The sequence below is a fragment of the Streptomyces sp. NBC_00224 genome, from assembly GCF_041435195.1.
In the GTDB taxonomy this organism is placed as follows: domain Bacteria; phylum Actinomycetota; class Actinomycetes; order Streptomycetales; family Streptomycetaceae; genus Streptomyces.
Genome location: NZ_CP108106.1, coordinates 8527653 through 8546741, shown reverse-complemented (window position 1 = coordinate 8546741; position 19089 = coordinate 8527653). Strand labels below are relative to the sequence as shown.

The 19089-nt window shown below is 70.9% G+C and carries 16 protein-coding genes and 1 pseudogene; 9 read left to right on the top strand and 8 right to left on the bottom strand.

Annotated features, from left to right (window positions below):
- Positions 1 to 22: 22 nt before the first annotated feature.
- On the bottom strand, positions 23 to 592 hold the full coding sequence (locus tag OG965_RS38180) for a hypothetical protein (RefSeq protein ID WP_371656672.1): 570 nt from the start codon (positions 590 to 592) through the stop codon (positions 23 to 25).
- A 325-nt stretch (positions 593 to 917) separates the two neighbouring features.
- Here OG965_RS38180 and OG965_RS38175 point away from each other — a divergent pair, with 325 nt between their 5' ends.
- The 5 genes from OG965_RS38175 (at position 918) to OG965_RS38155 (ending at position 8212) form a co-directional block, all read left to right on the top strand.
- A complete protein-coding gene (locus OG965_RS38175) occupies positions 918 to 1433 on the top strand; it encodes an SET domain-containing protein-lysine N-methyltransferase (protein WP_371656671.1) in 516 nt (171 codons plus the stop codon).
- The gene (locus tag OG965_RS38170) at positions 1430 to 5428 is read left to right on the top strand and encodes an amino acid adenylation domain-containing protein (RefSeq protein ID WP_371656670.1); all 3999 of its coding nucleotides are present in this window, start codon (positions 1430 to 1432) and stop codon (positions 5426 to 5428) included. Before OG965_RS38175 ends, OG965_RS38170 begins: the two co-directional genes overlap by 4 nt.
- 135 nt (positions 5429 to 5563) lie before the next feature.
- Positions 5564 to 6106 carry a hypothetical protein gene (locus tag OG965_RS38165; protein ID WP_371656669.1) on the top strand — a complete coding sequence of 181 codons (543 nt, stop codon included), beginning with the start codon at positions 5564 to 5566 and terminating at the stop codon, positions 6104 to 6106.
- Between the two features lie 25 nt (positions 6107 to 6131).
- Complete coding sequence (locus OG965_RS38160; protein ID WP_371656668.1) at positions 6132 to 6734, top strand: carbonic anhydrase; 603 nt, start codon at positions 6132 to 6134, stop codon at positions 6732 to 6734.
- 26 nt (positions 6735 to 6760) lie between these two features.
- Positions 6761 to 8212 (top strand): SulP family inorganic anion transporter, encoded by a 1452-nt coding sequence (locus OG965_RS38155; RefSeq protein WP_371656667.1) that lies wholly within the window; start codon positions 6761 to 6763, stop codon positions 8210 to 8212.
- Between the two features lie 39 nt (positions 8213 to 8251).
- On the opposite strand, the pseudogene OG965_RS38150 reads toward OG965_RS38155, so the two are convergent.
- The 3 genes and pseudogenes from OG965_RS38150 to OG965_RS38140 form a co-directional block, all read right to left on the bottom strand.
- Positions 8252 to 8569: pseudogene (locus OG965_RS38150) on the bottom strand (transposase); the annotation flags it as partial.
- 141 nt (positions 8570 to 8710) lie between these two features.
- Entirely contained in the window at positions 8711 to 9907 is a 1197-nt protein-coding gene (locus OG965_RS38145; RefSeq protein WP_371656666.1) for a sensor histidine kinase, read from the bottom strand.
- Positions 9904 to 10683 carry a response regulator gene (locus tag OG965_RS38140; protein WP_371656665.1) on the bottom strand — a complete coding sequence of 260 codons (780 nt, stop codon included), beginning with the start codon at positions 10681 to 10683 and terminating at the stop codon, positions 9904 to 9906. Before OG965_RS38140 ends, OG965_RS38145 begins: the two co-directional genes overlap by 4 nt.
- 220 nt (positions 10684 to 10903) lie before the next feature.
- On the opposite strand from OG965_RS38140, the gene OG965_RS38135 reads away from it, so the two are divergent.
- Positions 10904 to 11776: a chitinase gene (locus tag OG965_RS38135; RefSeq protein WP_371656664.1), complete on the top strand. Its 873-nt coding sequence runs from the start codon at positions 10904 to 10906 to the stop codon at positions 11774 to 11776.
- Between the two features lie 139 nt (positions 11777 to 11915).
- Here the strand turns inward: OG965_RS38135 and OG965_RS38130 are convergent, their stop codons facing one another.
- Together OG965_RS38130 and OG965_RS38125 are read right to left on the bottom strand one after the other, a co-directional pair.
- Positions 11916 to 13037 (bottom strand): serine protease, encoded by a 1122-nt coding sequence (locus OG965_RS38130; RefSeq protein ID WP_371656663.1) that lies wholly within the window; start codon positions 13035 to 13037, stop codon positions 11916 to 11918.
- Between the two features lie 75 nt (positions 13038 to 13112).
- Entirely contained in the window at positions 13113 to 14141 is a 1029-nt protein-coding gene (locus OG965_RS38125) for a hypothetical protein (protein WP_371656662.1), read from the bottom strand.
- Positions 14142 to 14547: 406 nt separating this feature from the next.
- Between OG965_RS38125 and OG965_RS38120 the strand changes: the two genes are divergently transcribed.
- From OG965_RS38120 to OG965_RS38110, 3 genes are read left to right on the top strand one after another with little or no spacing between them, the layout of a single operon-like run.
- On the top strand, positions 14548 to 15264 hold the full coding sequence (locus OG965_RS38120; RefSeq protein WP_371656661.1) for a DUF4142 domain-containing protein: 717 nt from the start codon (positions 14548 to 14550) through the stop codon (positions 15262 to 15264).
- A gap of 25 nt (positions 15265 to 15289) precedes the next feature.
- A complete protein-coding gene (locus OG965_RS38115; RefSeq protein ID WP_371656660.1) occupies positions 15290 to 16729 on the top strand; it encodes a DUF1996 domain-containing protein in 1440 nt (479 codons plus the stop codon).
- An 11-nt stretch (positions 16730 to 16740) separates the two neighbouring features.
- Positions 16741 to 17451, top strand: a complete 711-nt coding sequence (locus tag OG965_RS38110; protein WP_371656659.1) for a hypothetical protein — start codon at positions 16741 to 16743, stop codon at positions 17449 to 17451.
- 105 nt (positions 17452 to 17556) lie between these two features.
- Here OG965_RS38110 and OG965_RS38105 read toward each other — a convergent pair whose 3' ends face one another.
- The gene (locus OG965_RS38105; protein WP_371656658.1) at positions 17557 to 17955 is read right to left on the bottom strand and encodes a hypothetical protein; all 399 of its coding nucleotides are present in this window, start codon (positions 17953 to 17955) and stop codon (positions 17557 to 17559) included.
- Between the two features lie 20 nt (positions 17956 to 17975).
- Entirely contained in the window at positions 17976 to 19040 is a 1065-nt protein-coding gene (locus OG965_RS38100; protein WP_371656657.1) for a hypothetical protein, read from the bottom strand.
- Positions 19041 to 19089 lie beyond the last annotated feature (49 nt).

Here is a 19089-nt window from a genome sequence, read left to right as displayed (position 1 = left end):
CTCTTCCCGTGCCCCGTGACCCTCAATTCCAGGCGACTGCTGCGGAATTGGTGTCGACTTGATTGAGGGTGCCGTACACCGCGCGGGAGATTCCCGTCTCGTCGGCTATCCAGGACTGGTCGGGAGACGAGTCGACGTCAGCGGTGCGCTTTCCGTCCTGCGTCATGACGGTCAGGTCCACCGTGGTGAAGTCGGCCATGCCGAACCAGCCGCTGGTCGGCTTGAAGTAGGTGCTGAGGAACCCCTGCTCCCTCACGTTCACGCTCTCGCCGGCCGGGACCTTGATGGCCCCCTTCTTGAAGGCCTCCACCAGTTCCAGGGCCACTTCCGCCGAACGGGTTCCAGTGGCCGCGGTCCCCGAGAGCAGTCCCGCCGTTGCCTTCAGGAACTGGGCGAGGTCGGCGAAGGTGGCGAGTTCGGCGGGGAGTGCGAGTCCCGTCGCGGTCGCGATCTCTCCGACGCCGATCGCGAAGAGCGCGGTGTCCGCGAGTACGTCGGCCAGCAGCCAGCCCTTGTCGAGGGTCGGCATCACATGGATGTCCTGGTTCAGATGGTTGGTGACGTGAACGTTCTGATCCAGCCCCAATGGCATGACGTCTCCCGGGTCTCTCCTCAGCGAGCGGGCCCATCGCCCGCCGGTGGGCCCGATCCTCCGTCCTCAAGGGCCGCCCATGATCGGTTTTGCGCGAAGTGGAGGACTCCAGAGGCGTACTTGTCAGCGGCCGAGTGGCCGCTTGAAAAGCCCGGGGACGGACGTGAAACATGCCCGAGGTCCGGCACACCCGAGCACGCCCGAGCACGCCCGAGAAGAAGAGGTCGACCGTATGCAGGAAGCGGTTTCGCAATTCACCGAGGAAGAGAACACCCTGGTTCTCGTGGGGCCGTTCGAGGATGCTCTCCCCGAGCCCGATGGGCGCATGGGGGATATACAGGTCGGGGTATTGCGGGCGGGCGGTGCGTACACGCTGATCGCCTGTGAGCCCGCACCGGCGGGGGCCCGCCTCTTCGACATGACGGGCGAGCTGACCGACATACCGAGCCGGTATTCCGTTCAGGTCGGCAAGGACACCCATCTCGACCTGTCGCCGAGCATCGGGCACGAGGAGATGATGGACTCCTGCTTCTGGCGGTTCATGAACCACAGCTGCACGCCCAACGCCCGGATCGACGGGCAGCAGGTCATCGCGCTCACCGGGATCCAGCCCGGCGAGGAGATCACCTTCCACTACAGCACCACCGAGTTCGCCATGGCCGAGCCGTTCGACTGCTGGTGCGGCAGCGAGAACTGCGCGGGCCGTATCGCCGGCTTCTCGGCGGCTTCGGACACCGAACGCGCCCGGCTGCGGCCCTGGCTCGCCCCGCATCTGCTGACCGCGGGTCCGCCGGCGTCCGAAGGCGCGCCGGAGTCCGCCGCCGGGGCGGCCGGGCCGTGACCGTCGCGGCCGCGCGCCGTCCCGCCCTCGGCAACGCGTCGCTTCCCGACCTGTTCGAGGAGGCGGCCCTGCGGTGGCCGCAGGCCGTCGCGCTCGACCTGCCACCCGTGCCCGGCCGGGACCGGCGGACGGTGACCTACGCCCAACTGAAGGCACAGGTCAACGCCGTCGCCCGGGCCGTGGCCACGCTCGTGGAACAGGGCCAGATCGCCGCCGTTCTGCTGCCCAGGACGACCGGCCATCTGTACGCCGCTCAGCTCGGCGTGCTGCGGGCCGGTGCCGCACATGTGTGCCTGGACCCGGCGTTCCCCGACGCGCAGATGACCGACATCCTGCTCGCGTCCGGCGCCTCGGTCATCCTCACCGACCAGGAGGGCGAACGCCGCATCCGCCGCGCGGGCTACGAGAGGCGGGTGCTCCGCGTCGACCTGCCGATCCCGCCGCCGGGAGCCGGGCCACCTCCGCCGCCGGGCCCGGACGCACTCGCTTACCTCATCTACACCTCGGGCACCACCGGCCGCCCCAAGGGCGTCATGATCGCCCACCGGGGCATCGCCTCGCTGATCGCCTCCGACATCACGGAGTTCGGCCTCGGCCCCGGCGACCGCGTGGCGCAGGGCTCCTCCAGCGCCTACGACTCCTCGGTCGAGGAGACCTGGATGGCGCTGTCCTCCGGCGCGACGCTCGTCGCGATGGACGACGAGGTGACCCGGCTGGGACCCGATCTGGTGCCCTGGCTGCGGCAGGAGGGCATCACGGTGCTGTGCCCGCCGCCCACCTTGCTGCGGTCCACCGGCTGCGCCGACCCGGGCGCGGAACTGCCCGCGCTGCGGCTGCTCTACGTCGGCGGCGAGGCGCTGCCCGCCGATGTGGCCGACGCCTGGTCGGTGGGCCGCCGGATGGTCAACGGCTACGGCCCGACCGAATGCACCGTCACCTGTCTGCGGCACGACATCGTGCCGGGCGAGCCGGTCGCCATCGGCCGTCCGGTGCCCGGTATGCGGGCGTGGGTGCTCAACGACAACCTGGAGCCGGTAGGCCCGGGCGAGCAGGGCGAGTTGTGCATGAGCGGCGACGGCGTCGCCCTCGGTTACCTCGGTGACCCCGACCGTACAGCTGCCGGCTTTCCCCACCACCCCGAGCTGGGACGCCTGTACCGGACCGGCGACCTGGTGCACCGCGAGCCGGACGGCCCGCTCGTCTACCACGGACGGTTGGACTCCCAGGTCAAACTACGCGGCTACCGGATCGAACTGGAAGCCGTCGAGGCGAGCCTCGCGCGCTGTGCGGGGGTACGGGAGGCGGCCTGCCGCATCCAGGGAGAGGGGCCCGCACAGCTGCTCGCCGCACACATCGTGCCCAGCGACGCCTCTCGGCCACCGCAACCCGGGGACATCGCCCGGCAGTTGGGGACCTGGCTGCCTCCCCACATGGTGCCCGCACGCTTCGGGGTCGTGGACACCCTGCCCCGAGGCGCCAGTGGCAAGGTGCGCCGGGACGACCTGCCCCCGCTGGAGCCACCCCGCTCCAGCCACGAGGGGACGCCGGCGGCGCCAGGCCCCGCAGACGGGCCGGCCCAACGGATCGCGGCCGCCGCCGCCCGCGTGCTGGGCCTGACGCACATCGACGCCGATGAGGACTTCTTCACCAGCCTCGGCGGCAGTTCGCTGCACGCCGCGATGCTCGTCTCCGAACTCCGCACCGATCCCCGCACCGCCTCCCTCGCGGTGCGCGACGTCTACCAGGCCCGTACTCCGGCCCGGTTGGCGCAGCTGGCCGGGCAGCGGCACGTGCCGGACGAGCCCGCGCTGACAGAACCGGAGCCGACCGGGCAGAAGCCGCCCGACAGCGGGAACGCCGCCGCGGCCACCGCCGTGCAGACCACGTGGCTCGCCGCCGAGCTCGTCGCGCTGTCGATCCCCGCGTATCTGACCGTCTTCTGGCTGCTGCCCGCCGTGTCCGGCGCCATCGGACTCGTCCCGCTGATCCTGCTCCCCCCGCTCGCCCTCGCTCTGGTCGGCCCCCTGCTCACCCCCGTGACGGTGCTCCTGGCGGTGCTCGCGAAAAAGGCACTGGTGGGCACGTACGTCCCGGAGACGGTACCGGCGTGGAGCGGGCGCGCGGTGCGCATGTGGATGGTCCGCCAGGTGGTGCGGATCGTGCCGTGGCGCACCTTGGCGGGTACCCAGTACCAGTGCATGGCGCTGCGCGCGCTCGGTGCTCGTATCGGTGAACGCGTGCACATCCACCGGGGCGTGAACCTCCTCGCGGGCGGCTGGGACCTGCTCGACATCGGCGACGACGTCACCCTCAGCCAGGACGCGGCGGTCCGGCTGGTGCAGTTGGAACGGGGCCAGGTGGTCGTCGGCCCGGTCGTGCTGGGCGAGGGGGCCGTGCTCGACGTCCGCGCGGGCGTCGGGCCGGGCACCCGCGTCGGCGAGGGCGCATGGCTCACCGCACTGTCGTCACTGCCGCCGGGCGCGGAGGTGCCTGCCGGGGTGACGGCCGACGGAGTCCCGGCACACCCCGGCCCGCCGGTTCCCGAGTTGCCCGCGCCCGTCCGGGGCGGCCGACAGCTCTCCCCCAAGGCCCACGGCGCGGCGCTGATCCTGAGCCAGGCCGTCCTGCGGACCCTCCTCGCCGCGCCCTACACGCTGCTGGCCGCAGCCGTCGTGTGGCGGTCCGGCTACACCTACGACTCGCTGCTCACCGACCTGGAACACCCGGCCCAACACCTGACCCTGCTGGCCGTGATCGCGGCGGGAAGCTGCCTGGGACTCGCCACCTCCGTCGTCCTCCACGCGCTGGCCGCACGGGCGCTCGGCACCGTCGCGCCCGCACTGATCAGCAGATGGAGCCTCGCCTACCTCCGAGTGTGGATGAAGCCCGCGCTCGTCGACTCGGCGGGGAACTGGCTCAGCGGAACGCTGCTGTGGCCGCGCTGGCTGCGCCTGGCGGGCATGGACATCGGCCCCGACTGCGAGATCAGCACGGTCATCGACGTGGTGCCCGAACTGGTCGCCATCGGCCAGGGCACGTTCCTCGCCGACGGCATCTACCTGGGCGGCCCGCGCATCCACCGCGGCACGGTGCTGCTGGCGCCCCTGCGGCTGGGCCGCGACACGTTCGTGGGCAACCACACCGTACTGCCGTGCGGCAGCACGCTGCCCGACAACCTCCTCATCGGCATCGCCACCGCCGGCCCCTACCGGGCCTTCCGGCCCGGCAGTTCATGGTTCGGCCACCCGCCCTTCGAACTCCCCGGACGCGAACCCGCCGCGGCGGACCGGACGCTGACCCACGAACCGTCCACGATCCGGCGGATCAACCGCTGGCTGTGGGAACTGGCCCGCTTCACCCTGCCGGTGGTTCCGCTCGCCGCGATGGAGGCATGGCTGATCGGTATCGCGGGCTGCGATCCGGTCCTGCCCGGTCTGCTGCTGCTCGTCGCCCCCGCGGTCACGCTCGGCTGCGCTCTCGCGCTGTGCGCGGTGGTGCTCGCGCTGAAGTGGATCCTCCTCGGCCGGGTGCGCCCGGCCTCGCGGCCCCTGTGGACGTGCTGGTGCAGCCGCTGGGACTTCCTCTACGTGGCCTGGCGCGTCATCGCCCTGGCACCGCTCACCGCGTTGGAGGGCACCTTGCTGCTGCCGCTGTACCTACGGCGGACGGGGATGCGGATCGGGCGCCGGGTGGTACTGGGCGAGGGCTTCGCCCAGGTCGTCGACCCGGACATGCTCGACATCGGCGACGGGGCCACGGTCTGCGCGATGTTCCAGGCCCACACCTTCGAGGACCGCGTCCTCAAGATCGACCATATCCGCATCGGTGCGGGCGCGACGCTCGCCGACAACACCGTGCTGCTGTACGGGGCGGAGGTCGGCCGGGACACCGTCGTGACCGCCCACAGTGTGGTGATGAAGCAGGAACGGCTGCTGCCGGGCCTGCGCTACGAGGGCGTGCCGACCCGCCTCGGACCCACTCCCCCGCGCACATAGCCGAACCGGCTTTGTCACTCAGGGAAGTAAATACTCCCGCGGCACGCCGGGAGCATCCCGGACCCTGATAGACCGATATTTCCGCGGCGCTCCGCCGCACCCGAAATCAAACACCCCACGCGGCAAGGAAACGCCATGCCTGAGCCTGAGAAGCCGTCAGCAACAAACCCGGGCGCTCATTTCACCGAAGGCCTCTATCTGCGCATCGCGCAATTGAGCAACAGGAACTTCATCGCATTGCGCGACGAAATAATCGCGCCCGTCTCCGGCGGCGACAGCGCCGACCTCCAGGCACTGCAGACGAGCTTCTACACCAACGGATGCACCGGTGCGCCGTCGTGGCTCACACCCGGTCCGACATGGGAAGCCTGTGTCCAGCACGACTTCAGGTACACCGTGGGGCCCAACATCTTCTTCAACGACGCCGAAAAAGCCCGGGCCGATCGTGCGGCTGCCGACCGGCAGCTCGGCGAGAACATAGGGGCGGGCGACGACGTCCTGGCCAAACTCGTCGGCCTGGCCGCCGAGAACGTCACCGGCACAGTGGGGTGGTGGTTTTATGCCACGACACCGATCAGGGACGCAAAACTGTATGCCTCGGGGTACGACATCTACAAAACACTGCAGGAGCACGGGGCTTCGAGCAGGGCCCGTGAAGTGCTCGACGGGCTGGTATAGCCGGGCACCGGCAGGAGACCCCGATATGGAAACCCTCATCCGCCATGCCCGCGCGTTCCCGGCCCGCATAGCCGGCCGGCAGGGCGCCCAGGAGACCTACCGGCGGCTGGCCGCACGCCAATCGCCGTTGGCTCTGTTCATCACCTGCTCCGACTCCCGGGTGGTACCGGCCCTGATCACCGGGGCCCGGCCCGGCGACCTGTTCGAGCTCCGTACGGCGGGGCATGTCGTGCCCGCGTACGACGCCGCCGCACCCGTCGGAGCCGAGGCCGCCACCATCGAGTACGCGGTACGGCTGCTGGGGGTTGCCGACATCGTGGTGTGCGGCCACTCGCACTGCGGTGCGGTCGGCGCGCGAGCGCGCGGCCAGGACCTAGCCGGCGCACCCGGGGTGCGCGACTGGATCACCGCACAGTTCCCGGACGCGTTGTTCTCGGACGGGACCTCCGCGCTCGCCGACGCTGTCCAGGCCCATGTACGCGCGCAGGTGGACCGGCTGCGGGCCTACCCTTGCGTCCAAGAGCGCCTGGAACGCGGGGACTTGGAGCTGCACGCCTGGTACTACGAGCTGGACACCGGCCGTACCTCGGCGTTGTGCCCGGCCGGCGAATCCTTCCTGCCGCTGTGAGCCGCCCACAGGCCCACACGCGGATCATGAGGCGGGTCCGGTTCTCGCGTGCGGACGTGACCGCTTCGTTGGTGGTGTTCCTGGTGGCGCTGCCCCTGTGCGTCGGGGTAGCGGTCGCCTCGGGGGTGCCTGCCGAACTGGGGCTGGTCACCGGCATTGTCGGCGGTCTGCTCACCGGGCTGCTGCCCGGCAGCAGCCTCCAGGTCAGCGGACCCGCCGCCGGACTCACGGTGTTGGTGTACGAGGCCGTGGAAACGTACGGACCCGGCACGCTCGGCGTCCTCGTCCTACTCGCCGGACTACTCCAAATCGCCCTGGGCGTGTTGAAACTGGGGCGCTGGTTCCGAGCCATTTCCACCGGGGTGGTCCAGGGCATGCTCGCCGGGATCGGCCTGGTCCTGGTCGCCGGACAGCTCTACACCCTCACCGGCGCACACGCCCACGGCAACGGCCTCGCCAACCTCGCCGGGCTGCCCCACCTCGCCGTAAGCACGGCGTGTTCCGCCGATGCCGCCACCGCTCTGGGCATCGGCGCGGGCACCATCGCCGTCCTGATCGCGTGGCCGCGCTGGCGCCGGGCCGCACGTATGCTGCCCGCGCCGCTGGTCGCGACCGCGCTGGCCACCGGCGCGGTCGCCCTGTTCCATTTGCCGGTGCCCCGCCTGGAGGTCAACGGGCTGGCCGATGCCGTCTCTCTGCCCGAGCGCGAGGACTTCGGCCGCCTCGCCGGTGGGCCGGTGCTCCTGAGCGCGCTCGGCACGCTCCTCGCGTTCACCCTCATCGCGTCCGCCGAGTCCCTGTTCAGCGCCGCCGCGGTGGACCGGCTGCACGACGGGCCGCGTACCGACTTCGACAAGGAGCTCATCGCCCAGGGCGTGGGCAACTCGGTCTGCGGGATGCTCGGTTCGCTGCCGATGACCGCCGTCATCGTCCGCAGCGCCGCCAACGTCCAGGCGGGCGCCCGCACCAAGCTCTCCCGCGTCCTGCACGGCGTATGGCTACTGCTCTTCGCCGCAGCGCTCCCCGCCGCCCTGGGTGTCATCCCGCTGGCCGCACTCGCGGGCGTACTCGTCCACGCCGGCTGCAAACTCACACCCGTACGGGACTTCGTCCGGATGTGGCGCACCCACCGGGCAGAAGCCGTCGTCCTGGCCGTCACCGCCTCCGCGATCGTGGCGACCAACCTCTTCGAGGGGGTACTCGCCGGGCTGCTCACCGCCGTCGCCAAGTCGGCGTGGGAGACGTCTCGGGTGCAGTTGGAGGTCGAGGACACCGATGCGGGCGGTCTGCTGGTACGCGCCGTCGGAAGCGCCACCTTCCTGCGACTGCCCGCGCTCCTCGACCAGTTGGATGCCCTGCCGCGCGACCGCCCGCTCGAACTCGACCTCAGCGGGCTGCGCCACCTCGACCACGCCTGCGCCACCGCCTTCGAAAGCTGGTCGAAGCAGGCCCTGCCCGGCGGGAGTACGCGGACCTGACCGGTGACGGCAAGGCGCGCCTCAGGCATCGCCTCCCCCGGCACGCAGCCTGACCGCACCGGCCGCGTACCGCGCCCAGTCCCGCTCGCTGCGGGGACCGTGTTCGTCCAGGACGAGGCGGTGCAGGTCGTCCCAGACCCGCACGCGGGACCACTCGGTGAACCGCCGGAAGGCGGTGACCCCCGACAGTCCGAAGCCGGAGGGGAGGTGGTTCCACGGGCAGCCCGAGGTGGCCACGAACACGATGGCGGCCAGCACCTCACGGTCCCCGTGCCGGCGCCGTCCGCCGCCCTGCCGGCGCACCGGCGCAGGCGGCACCACCCGCTGGAACAACTCCCACAGCTCGTCCGGCACCATGCGTTCCACAAGGCACGAAACCGTCACCCCGGCCGCACCCCGTCGGCCGCCGGGTCCATCATGTTGGTGTTCACTCTTGCGCCTCATGCCCTACGGAAGCGGTGGCCCGTACGGGATTCCGCCCCGGCCACTGCCTGGTCCTCACGATGATCGGCGGAAGGCGGGGGCACCCGCTACCCGCCGACCGACCACTGCTTGCCCCGCCGGTCGGCGGGGGGAAAAGACGGCCCGGACCAGAAAGCCGCCGTCGCGCAGCGGATAGGCCTCGAACGTGCCGCCGAGCAGGCGGGCCCGCTCCAGCAGACCATCGAGCCCGAGGCCGCTGCCCGGCAGCGCGGAGGGCTTCGCGTCGGCGTCGGGCGGCCCGTTGCGCACCTCGACGTGCAGACGCCGGAGGCCCTCATGGAGGCGGACGTGGACCCGGGCGCCGGGGGCGTGCTTGCGGATGTTGGTCAGCGCCTCCTGGACCGTGCGGAACGCCGCGTGCTGCACGTGCGGTGTCCAGGAGGAGCCCGCCGCCGACGCCATGATGCAGGTGGTCAGGCGTGAGGTGACGTCGAGGCCGCTCTCGGCGAGCAGGTGGGGGATGTCGGCCAGCGTCGGCTGCCTGTCGGCGGTGCCGTCGGGGGTCCGCAGGACGCCGAGCAGGTGACGCAGCTGTTCCAGAGTGTGCGACGCCAGTCGGCGTACCGTGCGCGCCGCCTCGCGGGTGGGCTGGTCGGCTGCGGTGACCTGGAGTGCACCGGCCTGGACGCTGATGAGGCTGACGTCGTGGGCGATCACGTCGTGCATCTCGCGGGCCAGGCGGGCCCGTTCGGCCGCCAGGACCTGCTCGACCTCCAGTCGCTTCTCCCGCTCATGGGCCTGCGTCAACTCGACGAGGCGGGCGGCGAGTTCACGGCGGGCACGCATGAGCATACCCAGAGCCAGTGCCGAAGTGGTCTGGACGCCTCCGGCGAGGAAGGCCACCAGATAGTGACTCAGGCATTCGCGGGTGAACTCTTCACCGAGGGGCGGGAAGAACCGCACGAAGAACACGATGAGGGCGTAGGCGGATCCGCACCCGATCAGGAGGGTCCGGCTGCTGTAGCGCCGCGCCATCTCGTACAGCGGGACCAGCGGGGCGAAGAACGCTCCCGTGCAAAGGACGGGCAGTGCCAGCAGGAAGACGGCGAGCGGGAAGCGCTTGCGCAGCAGGAGCAGAGGAGGGGTGAGGAAGAGGAGGGAGAAATAGACCGGCGACGACTGCCCGTGGGGGAAGCACCGCCAGGTTTCCCAGGATTCCCCCAGGACCACCAGGCAGGGGGCGAGCAGCACCAGCGGCGGCCCCGCCCTCACCTGACCGCCGGGTCGGACGAGCTGCCCGAGGCGGGGGGACGCGAGGCGGCCGCCGGACGCCGGTGGTGGCGGCCCACCTGGGTGAGGAGCCGGGCGCGTTCGGCGAGGACGGCCGCCTGCACGCGGTTGACCCGCCCGAGCTTGGCCAGCAGGGCACTGACGTAGTCCTTCGCGGTGCCGGGCGCGATGTGCATGCGATGGGCGATCTGGGCGTTGGACAGGCCGCGGCCCAGGAGGGACAGCGTTTCGCGCTCTCGCGCGGTGAGAGCGGCCACGGCCGTGCGGGCCTCGGTGTGCGCGGACACGTCGGCGAGGTAGCCGTCGATGACGATGGGGGTGACCCCCGGAGCCAAAGGCCGCTGACCCGCTCCCAGAGCACGCACCTGGCGGACCAGGTCCTCAGGGTCGATGTCCTTGAGGAGGTACCCGGCCGCCCCGCCGCGCAGCGCGGCACTGACCTCGTCGTCGCCGCTGAAGGCCGTCAGCATCGCGACGACCGGCTGCCACGGCAGCTCGCGCAGCTGACGCAGGACCGTAATCCCGTCCACGTCGGGCATCCGGATGTCCAGCAGGACGACATCGGGGCGGCACCGGGCCACGGCGGCCAGCGCGTCTGCGCCGCCGCACGAGGCCACCACCTCCAGGTCACCGGCGGAGGAGAGGGTCGTCTCAAGTCCCGCCCGCATCAGCCTGTTGTCGTCCACGACGGCCACCCGCAGCCCCCCGGCCATGTCCCGTCCCACCCTCTCCGTGATCTGGTCCCCTCCGCCCGGCATGCCGGTATGTATCAATCTCCGAATATGCAGGAAGGATAGGATTATCAGATCCTACAATGCTCAACATGTGCGTACACCGAGGGGGCAGCCACCGGTTCCCGCAGGTCCACGCCCGGCCAGGGGGAGAGCACCAGCGTTGACGCGGCCGACAAGCGGCCGGGTTTTGTCACCGGCCGCACATCCCGGACCCCGCCCGCTCCGCTCCCGCCTAGCATGCCGCATGGCAGAAACAGGGCCCCTTGGTGGCAGGCTCCTCGTGATGTACTACCGGACCCACCACGACGGCGGCCGCTACCGTTCCCCGCTCGCTCTCACGGCACGGCACACCGGACTCACCGACCTGGTCGTGGGCACCGTGCGGCTGGACACCGGCGGTGTGGTCAGCCTCAATTCCGCGTTACCCGGTGCGCCGGGGCCGGCCCCGATGTGGGCCGACCTCGCGGCCCTGCGGGAGCAGGGGGTACGGGTACTGGCCCTGCTGGGCGGGCGCCGCAGCTTCGCGCGGCTCGACCACGGCTTCCGTACGAACTATCCGCCACTCAAGGCCTTTCTGCGCCACTACCGACTGGACGGCCTCGACCTGCGCGTACCGGAACCCATGTCGGCGGGCGTCACGGAGCGGCTCATCGACCGGTTGCGCGCGGACTTCGGCGCCGACTTCGTCATCTCCTTCGCCCCCACCGCCACCGAACTCAGCGGCGGCAGCACACCGTCGGCGCTGCACTACGACCGCCTCTACTGGAGCCGCGGCGACGAGGTGGACCGCTTCCACGTACGGATGAACGGTGGCGGCAGGGACCGTACGGCGGCGTACGAGCGGATCGTCGCGCGCGGGGTGATCCCGCCGGGCAAGCTCGTGTTCAGCGCACCCACCAGCCTCTCCGGCAGCGACGACGAGATCCTGGCCGGCGACGAGTTGAAGACCGCCGTCGCGGGGCTGCTGCGCCGCTGTCCCGGCTTCGGCGGGGTGGCGGGGTGGGCGTACTGGGAGTACGTCGACGCGCTGGCCGACCCTACGGACGAGCCGTGGCGCTGGGCGCAGGAGATGGGGGCGGTGCTCGGGCTTGGGGCCGGCCGGGCCCGGGGGCGGTAGGTCCTACCTGCGGCCGACACCCGGTGACGGGGGCGGCGGCGCGGCGGGACCCGTCTCCGGCCCCCACGCCAGGAGACGGGTGCCGCCGCGCCGCCGCCCCCGTCCGGATGCCCCCGCCACCGCCGCGCTCACCTCGCCGTCACTGGAAGGCGAATTTTCTGCTGACCGACGCGTAGACCTCGTTGGCCTCCGGGCCCAGGCTCGGCCCCGCCAGCCAGGTGTTGTCGGCGGGCCCGATCGAGGTGTTGGAGGTGAGCAGCAGTTGTCCGCCGGGACCCGTGGTGAACCAGCCGCCCCCGGAGGATCCGCCGGTCATCGTGCAGCCGATGCGGTACATCGTCGGCTGGTCGGGCCGTACCGACAGGCGTCCGGGCGCGTCGTCGCAGGAGAACATGAACTGTCCGTCGAAGGGCGGGCCCGCAGGGTACCCCTTGGCGTTCATGGCGGGCACCGACTTCACCGGCGGGGCGGTGAAGTTCACGGGCACGGCGTTGCCGACCGTCTCCTCCAGCGATCTGCCGTCGCCGTTGGGGAGTTTGACGTGCAGGACGGCGAAGTCGAAGGGCGCCCCGGCGCCCCCGGTCTCGGCCCCTTCGGCGATCCACTGGGGTGACGTCTGGGCCCAGTCCGCCCACCACACCCCGAACGGCAGGACGTCTTCCTGCCGGGAGCTGTTGAACTGCGCGGCGGACACACCGTTGTCGTTGTAGGACGGTACGAACACGATGTTGCGGAACCAGCCCCCGTCCTTGCCCGCGTGCACACAGTGCCCCGCCGTCCACACCATGTTGGACCTGCCGGGCCGGACCGGGTCGGTGACGACGGTCGCCGAGCACACCATGCGGCCCTCGGGGCCGTCGAAGAAGACCTTGCCGACCGGGGCGGCGAACTGGTGGTAGGGAAGCCCCACGGGTCTGGCCGTGACGGGGCGGGGTTCCGGGTCGCTCACACCCAGGTCGGCCGGGGCCGCCCGGCTGACGGTCTTGTCGCCGGGGCGGGCGTCCTTCATGGCGTCTGGCTGCCACCGGCCGGGGATGACGGGGTTGAAGAAGTCCTTCGCCTCACGCAGCCACTGGCTCTTGTCCCAGTCCTGCCACCCTCCCTCTATCCACCTCTTCAGATCCTGTGGGGAGTTCCCGGCGAGCCGGCCGGACACCGACGCCTTGTTGTCGTCGGCCGTGCCGCAGGCGGTGGTGGTCACCGCCAGCAGGCCGCTGATGACAGCTGCGGCGAACAGCCGCAGTCCTCGAATGGTCCTCAAGTGGCTTCCTCGAACTCTCGGTGTGCGGCCCGCACGGTACACAGCGGTGTGGAAGGGTGTGTCGCGCTCTGCCCGCTACTTCGACTGGCCCCGTGGACGGGTGGAGTTGCCGCGCGCGTCGATGGCCCAGCAGTTGTCGCGCCCCTGCCCGCTGACCTCGCCGCTCTTGCGGTCGCCCGCGTACCAGAAGACCGCGTGTCCGGCGACGGTGAGTTGGTAGGAGCCGTCGGAGAGCCTGACCTGGCCGATCAGGTCCCGCTCGATGCCGCGCACCCGGGACGGGCTGACCGGCCGGGCGGGCCGCCAGCTGCTCCGGCAGCCTTCCCCGCAACTCCAGCGGCCACCGGAGCCGTTGAGGTAGAGCGGCCGGCCCCAGGAGTCGGCGATGATCTGCCCGACGACGGGGACGACGATGACCTTCAGCGCCTGCTCGCCCTTCTCCCCGGAGCGCTCGGGCTCGCCGCGTTCACCGCCTTCGCCGCCCCGGCCTTCTTTGCCGCCCCCTTCTTTGCCCCCTCCCTCTTTGCCGCCCTCGTCCTTGCCTCCCCCTTCCTTGCCGCCTTCTCCTCCCATCCCCATACCGGGCATGCCCGACCCGCCGGCCTTGGCCGCCTTCTTTCCGTCCGGGGCGAGCGCGTTCCACTTGCCCTGCACGCCCTGGCCCTTGGCCTGGCCCGCCTCCGTGTCCTTGGAATAGCGGTACACCGGCCAGCCGCCGAGCGTCAGTTGCTGCATTCCGTCACTGCGCTGCAGGCGGCCCACCGCGCCGGCCTCGATGCCCGCCGCGGTCTTCACCCCGTCGGCCATGACCGGCGGCCAGGTCTGGGCGCACGGGCCCTCGCAGCTGGACTTCGAGGAGTTGGGGACGTCGTCGTCGAAACGGTAGAGGGTGAACCCCTTGCCGTCGGTGACGACGTTCCCCAGTGCGTTGTCCTGGCGTACCGCGAGCTGGCCCGCGTCGGCCGCGCCCCCCGGGCCGGCCGACGCGGCGGGCGGAGCCGTGGACGTCGAGGCGGGGCTGGGGGCGAGGGACGCGCCGGCGTCGGCGGGGCGCGCTCCCGAGGCCGCCGACTTGGACGACTCTCCCCCGCACGCCGCTGTCATCAGCACCGCCGCGAGAACTAGCCCTAATCCCGCGGGGACCGGGTGCCGTTTCCTCATCGCTGCTCCTTCACGTCCTTTCGGCGAACCTCGCCTTCTTCTGCATACGCGATGAGGTGGCCCGCGCCCGCCCGGGAGCGGCGAATTCATTCGGAGCCCATAACTCCCGGGCCCGTTTCAGCGGGAAGTGCGTGTGCACGGACCAGAGTTGGATGCCCGGTGCACGGCGCGGGACATACCCGGTTGAGCCGCACACACAACGGGGCCGGTTTCTTGTCCGGAGGTGCTCAAACTCCGGTGCCCGCGCCGTGGATGCCTACGCTGACACCACCGCGCCCTGGACATCAGGAGTGGGTGTCGTTTCTCCGATGCCCGTACGCACTGAACGTGGAAACACCGAGGAGGGTTTGTGCGTCCCATCGGCCGAAGTGGTGGCGGACCCCGGAGAGCAACGCCGGGATCGCTCGCGGACAACACACCCGGCGGAAACGTCCTTGTCTCCAAGCCCGTCGTCACCGCCGGGATCGTGCTGGCTCTGGTCGCCACGATGGTCGCCCTGGTCATCCCCGCCACGCTCTTCAAGGAGCCGCGCGCGCTGTCCACCGCCTCGACGGCGGCGGCGGGCAGCCCGGATGACGGTCTGGGAACCATCAACACACCGTTCGGCCCGCTGACCGCACTCGACCGCGACCTGATGAACCGGGTCCGGCAGGCGGGCCTGTGGGAGCTGCCCTCGGGGGCCGTCGCCCAGAAGAGCACACGCGCCGCCGTCCAGGAGGCGGGCCGGCATCTCATCGACGGGCACACGGCACTGGACCAGGACGTCCTCGCGACCGCGAAGGCACTCAACTGGCAAGTTCCTGACCAGCCCAGCGCCCAGCAGCGGGGATGGCTTGCGCAGATCCAGGCCGCGCCCCCGGGCGACACGGCCGACAAGCTGTTCGTGAACCTGCTGCGCAACGCCCACGGAAAGGTGTTCACGGCCGTGGCCCAGGCGCGCTCGCAGAGTCAGAACTCGCTGGTCCGCGGCCTCGCTTCACGCGCCAACAACGTCGTTCTGGACCACATGAACATTCTTGAGGCGACCGGGCTCGTCGATCCGGTCTTCGCCGCCCGGCTCTCGTGATCGCCCCGAAGGGGGAAGGACATCCATGATGCGCAACCGTTCACGCCGGCGTGGGGGCCGGCGGTCCGCGCGGGCCGTCGCCCTGCCCGTCGCCGCGGTGGTGGCGGCCGCGGGAATCGCGGCGGGCACGTGGGCCCTGTTCTTCGATTCCTCCGGGGAGAAGACCGAAGCCGTCACCATCAACTGCCCCGACGTGGCCAACATCCTCACCGACGTTCCCGTCGCGGCCAGGCAGGCCGTGGACATGAGCGTGGCCCTCCTCAACGAGCAGCTCAACACCGCTGTGACCCAGCTCGACCAGGCACGGGCCGCAGGCGTCCAGGGCGGCAACGACGCCCTCCTCGCCGATCTGGAACGGCAGCGCAGGCAGACCCTCGGCACGATGTCCGCCGCGATCACGCAGGCGGCCGGCCGGCCGGGCAGTCAGGCGGGCGGCCTGGAGAAGATGGCATCGTGCGCGTTCAAACGGCAGGCGGTGGACAGCAGCGGGCAGTCCGTCTCCGCACTCGCGGGCAGGGACGGCAAAGGCAACCGCGGCCGCAACGCGAACGGCGGCAACGGAAACGGCGACGGTGCGGACAGCGGCCTCTCACGCCGGGACTTCGCGGACATCACCAAGGTGGACCCGAACGTCGAAAAACCCCGCCAGCAGAGGAACGGCTCCGCCGGCCTCTTCGTCTCCCAGTGCGGCCGCAACGAGAACGGGCACTTCAACTCCGACAACGTGATCGTCGCACCCGGCGTCGGCAACGGCGCCCACCATATGCACGACTACGTGGGCAACCTCTCCACGGACGCCGACTCCGACCTCGACAGCCTCAAGGCATCGGGAACGACCTGCGCGGACGGCGACCGCTCCGCCCACTACTGGCCCGTCCTGCGCCTGCTGGACGGCAGCAGGGAGCGGGACGCGGCGGCGCCGGGCGGCGGACGCGACAAGAACGTCGGCAAGATCCTCACACCGTCCTCGGTGACGCTGCTCTACCAGGGCAGCGCGGTGAGCAAGGTGACGGCGATGCCGCAGGACATGCGTCTGATCACCGGTGACGCGAAGGCGTTCACGAACGGGCAGAAGGACGCCCGCGCCTCGTGGAGCTGCACGGGGTTCGAGAACCGCGAGCTGAAGACGAAGTACCCCATCTGCCCGCAGGGCAGCCAGGTGGTCCGGTCGCTGGAGTTTCCCGACTGCTGGGACGGACGCAACACCGACAGCGCCAACCACCGCACGCACGTGGCCTTCTCCGACGACAACGGCGCCTGCAAGAAGGGTTTCCGGGCGATCCCCCAGCTGACCCAGCGACTCACCTACGACGTGCCGGCCAACAGCTTCTTCGCCATCGACAGCTTCCCCGAACAGCGCCACAAGCCCGTCACCGATCACGGCGACTTCATCAACGTGATGAACCCGAACCAAGCGAACCAGGCCGCGAACTGCATCAACTCCGGCCAGCAGTGCAGGAACTGAATCCACGCCCGATGCGGGCACCGAACACAAGGACGGTCACGATGAGTTTGGTCGGCTATCACGGATACAAGAGCCCGGCAGACCTGGAGAGCATGAAAGACGGACTCCGCCCCACCGAGGGCGGCGAGGGCAACCACGACCCGAACTGGCAGGGATTCTACCTGGCCGCCACCGCCCGCGATGCCGCGGGCTATGCCGGGAACGGGGAAGGCAACGGCGCCGGCGGCGTAGTGCGGGTCACTCTCCCGGACGGGGTCACCGTCCAAACCGTGGACAAGAAGGACGTCAACGTGACGGGGGACGGCGACCACGACAGCGAGCAGCTGCGCAAGCTCAAGGAGAAGCTCGGGATCGGCCCCGACGAGCAGCTCATGGAGGCACTCGGATCCCGTAACACCGTGCTCCAGGTGACGGTGCCGGGCGAAGGCGGCACCCGTGCCGTGGAAGAGACCATCGTCCCCTGGCAGATCGCGGAGCACGCCACCGTCGAGCAGGTGATCGGGTTCGACGACAGTATGCGCGGGGCGGCGGCCGCCGCCGACTACGTAGCGACCGGGACACGTCCGTCCGACCGGGACGCCCCCTTCTGGGACCTGGCGGACATAGCCGGAACCGACCACCTGTCACCCCCTGCCGCGCCGCCCGCCCCTCAGCCCGCCGACGGGGAAGCGTCCGGAAGCACGGCTGACGCAGGCCACCCGTACAGTCACGACGAACTCTGATTCGACTCCCGGCGCACGGGAAGCGATCAGGGCCGTGCTCCTCTGCCGCCCGTCCCGGAAGGCTTCTACAGCCACCGGGGCGGGCGGCTGCTTCGTCGGCGGGTGTCAGCCCATGTGCGCGTGCTGCGCCGCCGCCTCAAGCTCGCCACCGAGCTTCTCGCGCAGGGTGCTGAGTGCGCTCTCGGGCCGGGCCACGACGACCCAGCGGGCCCCCACCAGGTAGCTTCCGCCGTACGCCCGGGATTCCTCCAGCCACGCCTCGCGTCCGGCGCTCGTCGCGAACGCCGTGACGCGGTAGCGCGTACCGCTCTTGGTGCAGGTCGCCTCACGCAGCTCGTCGGCGTCCAGGGTCGTGTGCGGCGCGCAGCCGATGGCCGAGGCGGCCGCGGCGATGTCCGCCCGGGCGGGTCCGGCGCCGGGCCCCGGCCCCTCGCCCGTACCGCATCCGGCGGCGCACAGCACCGCCCCGACGGCCACTGCCGTGCACAGGCCTGGCTTCTTCATGAGACGCCTCCTGGGTCTGCTCACCGGCGCTGGTTGAACCGGCCGTCCGAGGACAAAGCCCAGAAGCCGTCGCGGCCCTGGCCCCCGATGTCACCGGAAGTGCGGTCGCGGTTGAACCAGAACATGGGGTGGCCGTTGATGACCAACTGCCGTGAGCCGTCGTCCAGTTGTACGTCCGCGACCAGGCGGAGGTCGATGTTCTGCACCCGCGAGCGGTCGATCGCCGGTACGGGCGTCCACGACTGTCGGCACTGCGCGTCGCACACGGACCGGCCGCCGCGGGAGAAGTCGCTGTTCTGGTAGAGGGTCCGTCCGTTGCTGTCGACGATGATGGAGCCGATGACGGGCTGGACGACGACCGTCAGCCCCAGATCGCTTCCCTCACTGCCCCTGCCGCCCAACCGGTCCCCGCCCTGTTGGTTTCCCGAGCCGTTCTGGCGTCCCTGCGACGGCGTGCCCCGGCCGTTGTTCCCGTCCCCGCCCGCTTTCTTGCCGTCTGCCGCAAGCGCGTTCCACGCGCCGTTGTCCACCCCCTGGCCATTGGTGTCGCCGGGGGCGTTGTCCTTGGAGAAACGGTAGACGGGCCAGCCGCCCAGGGTCAGCTGCTGCTTTCCGTCGGCGCGCTGGACCTGGCCGACGGGCCCGATCCCGCTGCCGGCTGCGGCGGAGGCCTCGGAGGCCATGACCGGCGGCCAGGTCACGGTGCACGCGTCGTTGCAGTTCGACTGGGGCGGCTGGGGCTTGTCCTTGTCGAAGCGGTACAGGGTGAGTCCGCGGGCGTCGGTGAGGACGGACCCGAGCTTGGCGTTCTGGCGCAGCGCGAGCTGCCCACCGCCCGCCCCTCCGGCCGGTGCCCCGCCCGCCGCGGCCCCTCCGGCCGGTGCGCCGCCGACCGGAGGGGCTCCGCCCGCGGGCTGGGTGGGCAGCTGCCCGAGCCCTCCGGCGGCCGCTCCCCCACCGGCCGGGAGCAGCGAGGCGGCGTCATTCTGGGAGTCGTCCTTGCTTCCGCAGCCGGCCGTCAGCAGTAAGGCACTCGCGGTGGCCGCTGCGGCAATCACCATGCGCGGGGGACGGCGTTTTTTCATCAGGGACTCCTCGTGTCCTTGGTACTGCGTTCTCTTCGATCAGGGGTCA

Excerpts from the sequence above, each read along its gene's own strand:
- OG965_RS38100 (WP_371656657.1), bottom strand. The coding sequence starts at position 19,040 with ATGAAAAAACGCCGTCCCCCGCGCATGGTGATTGCCGCAGCGGCCACC.
- OG965_RS38135 (WP_371656664.1), top strand. The coding sequence starts at position 10,904 with ATGGCAGAAACAGGGCCCCTTGGTGGCAGGCTCCTCGTGATGTACTAC.
- OG965_RS38140 (WP_371656665.1), bottom strand. The coding sequence starts at position 10,683 with ATGCCGGGCGGAGGGGACCAGATCACGGAGAGGGTGGGACGGGACATG.
- OG965_RS38105 (WP_371656658.1), bottom strand. The coding sequence starts at position 17,955 with ATGAAGAAGCCAGGCCTGTGCACGGCAGTGGCCGTCGGGGCGGTGCTG.
- OG965_RS38165 (WP_371656669.1), top strand. The coding sequence starts at position 5,564 with ATGCCTGAGCCTGAGAAGCCGTCAGCAACAAACCCGGGCGCTCATTTC.
- OG965_RS38180 (WP_371656672.1), bottom strand. The coding sequence starts at position 592 with ATGCCATTGGGGCTGGATCAGAACGTTCACGTCACCAACCATCTGAAC.
- OG965_RS38125 (WP_371656662.1), bottom strand. The coding sequence starts at position 14,141 with ATGACAGCGGCGTGCGGGGGAGAGTCGTCCAAGTCGGCGGCCTCGGGA.
- OG965_RS38115 (WP_371656660.1), top strand. The coding sequence starts at position 15,290 with ATGATGCGCAACCGTTCACGCCGGCGTGGGGGCCGGCGGTCCGCGCGG.
- OG965_RS38155 (WP_371656667.1), top strand. The coding sequence starts at position 6,761 with ATGAGGCGGGTCCGGTTCTCGCGTGCGGACGTGACCGCTTCGTTGGTG.
- OG965_RS38175 (WP_371656671.1), top strand. The coding sequence starts at position 918 with ATGGGGGATATACAGGTCGGGGTATTGCGGGCGGGCGGTGCGTACACG.
- OG965_RS38160 (WP_371656668.1), top strand. The coding sequence starts at position 6,132 with ATGGAAACCCTCATCCGCCATGCCCGCGCGTTCCCGGCCCGCATAGCC.
- OG965_RS38110 (WP_371656659.1), top strand. The coding sequence starts at position 16,741 with ATGCGGGCACCGAACACAAGGACGGTCACGATGAGTTTGGTCGGCTAT.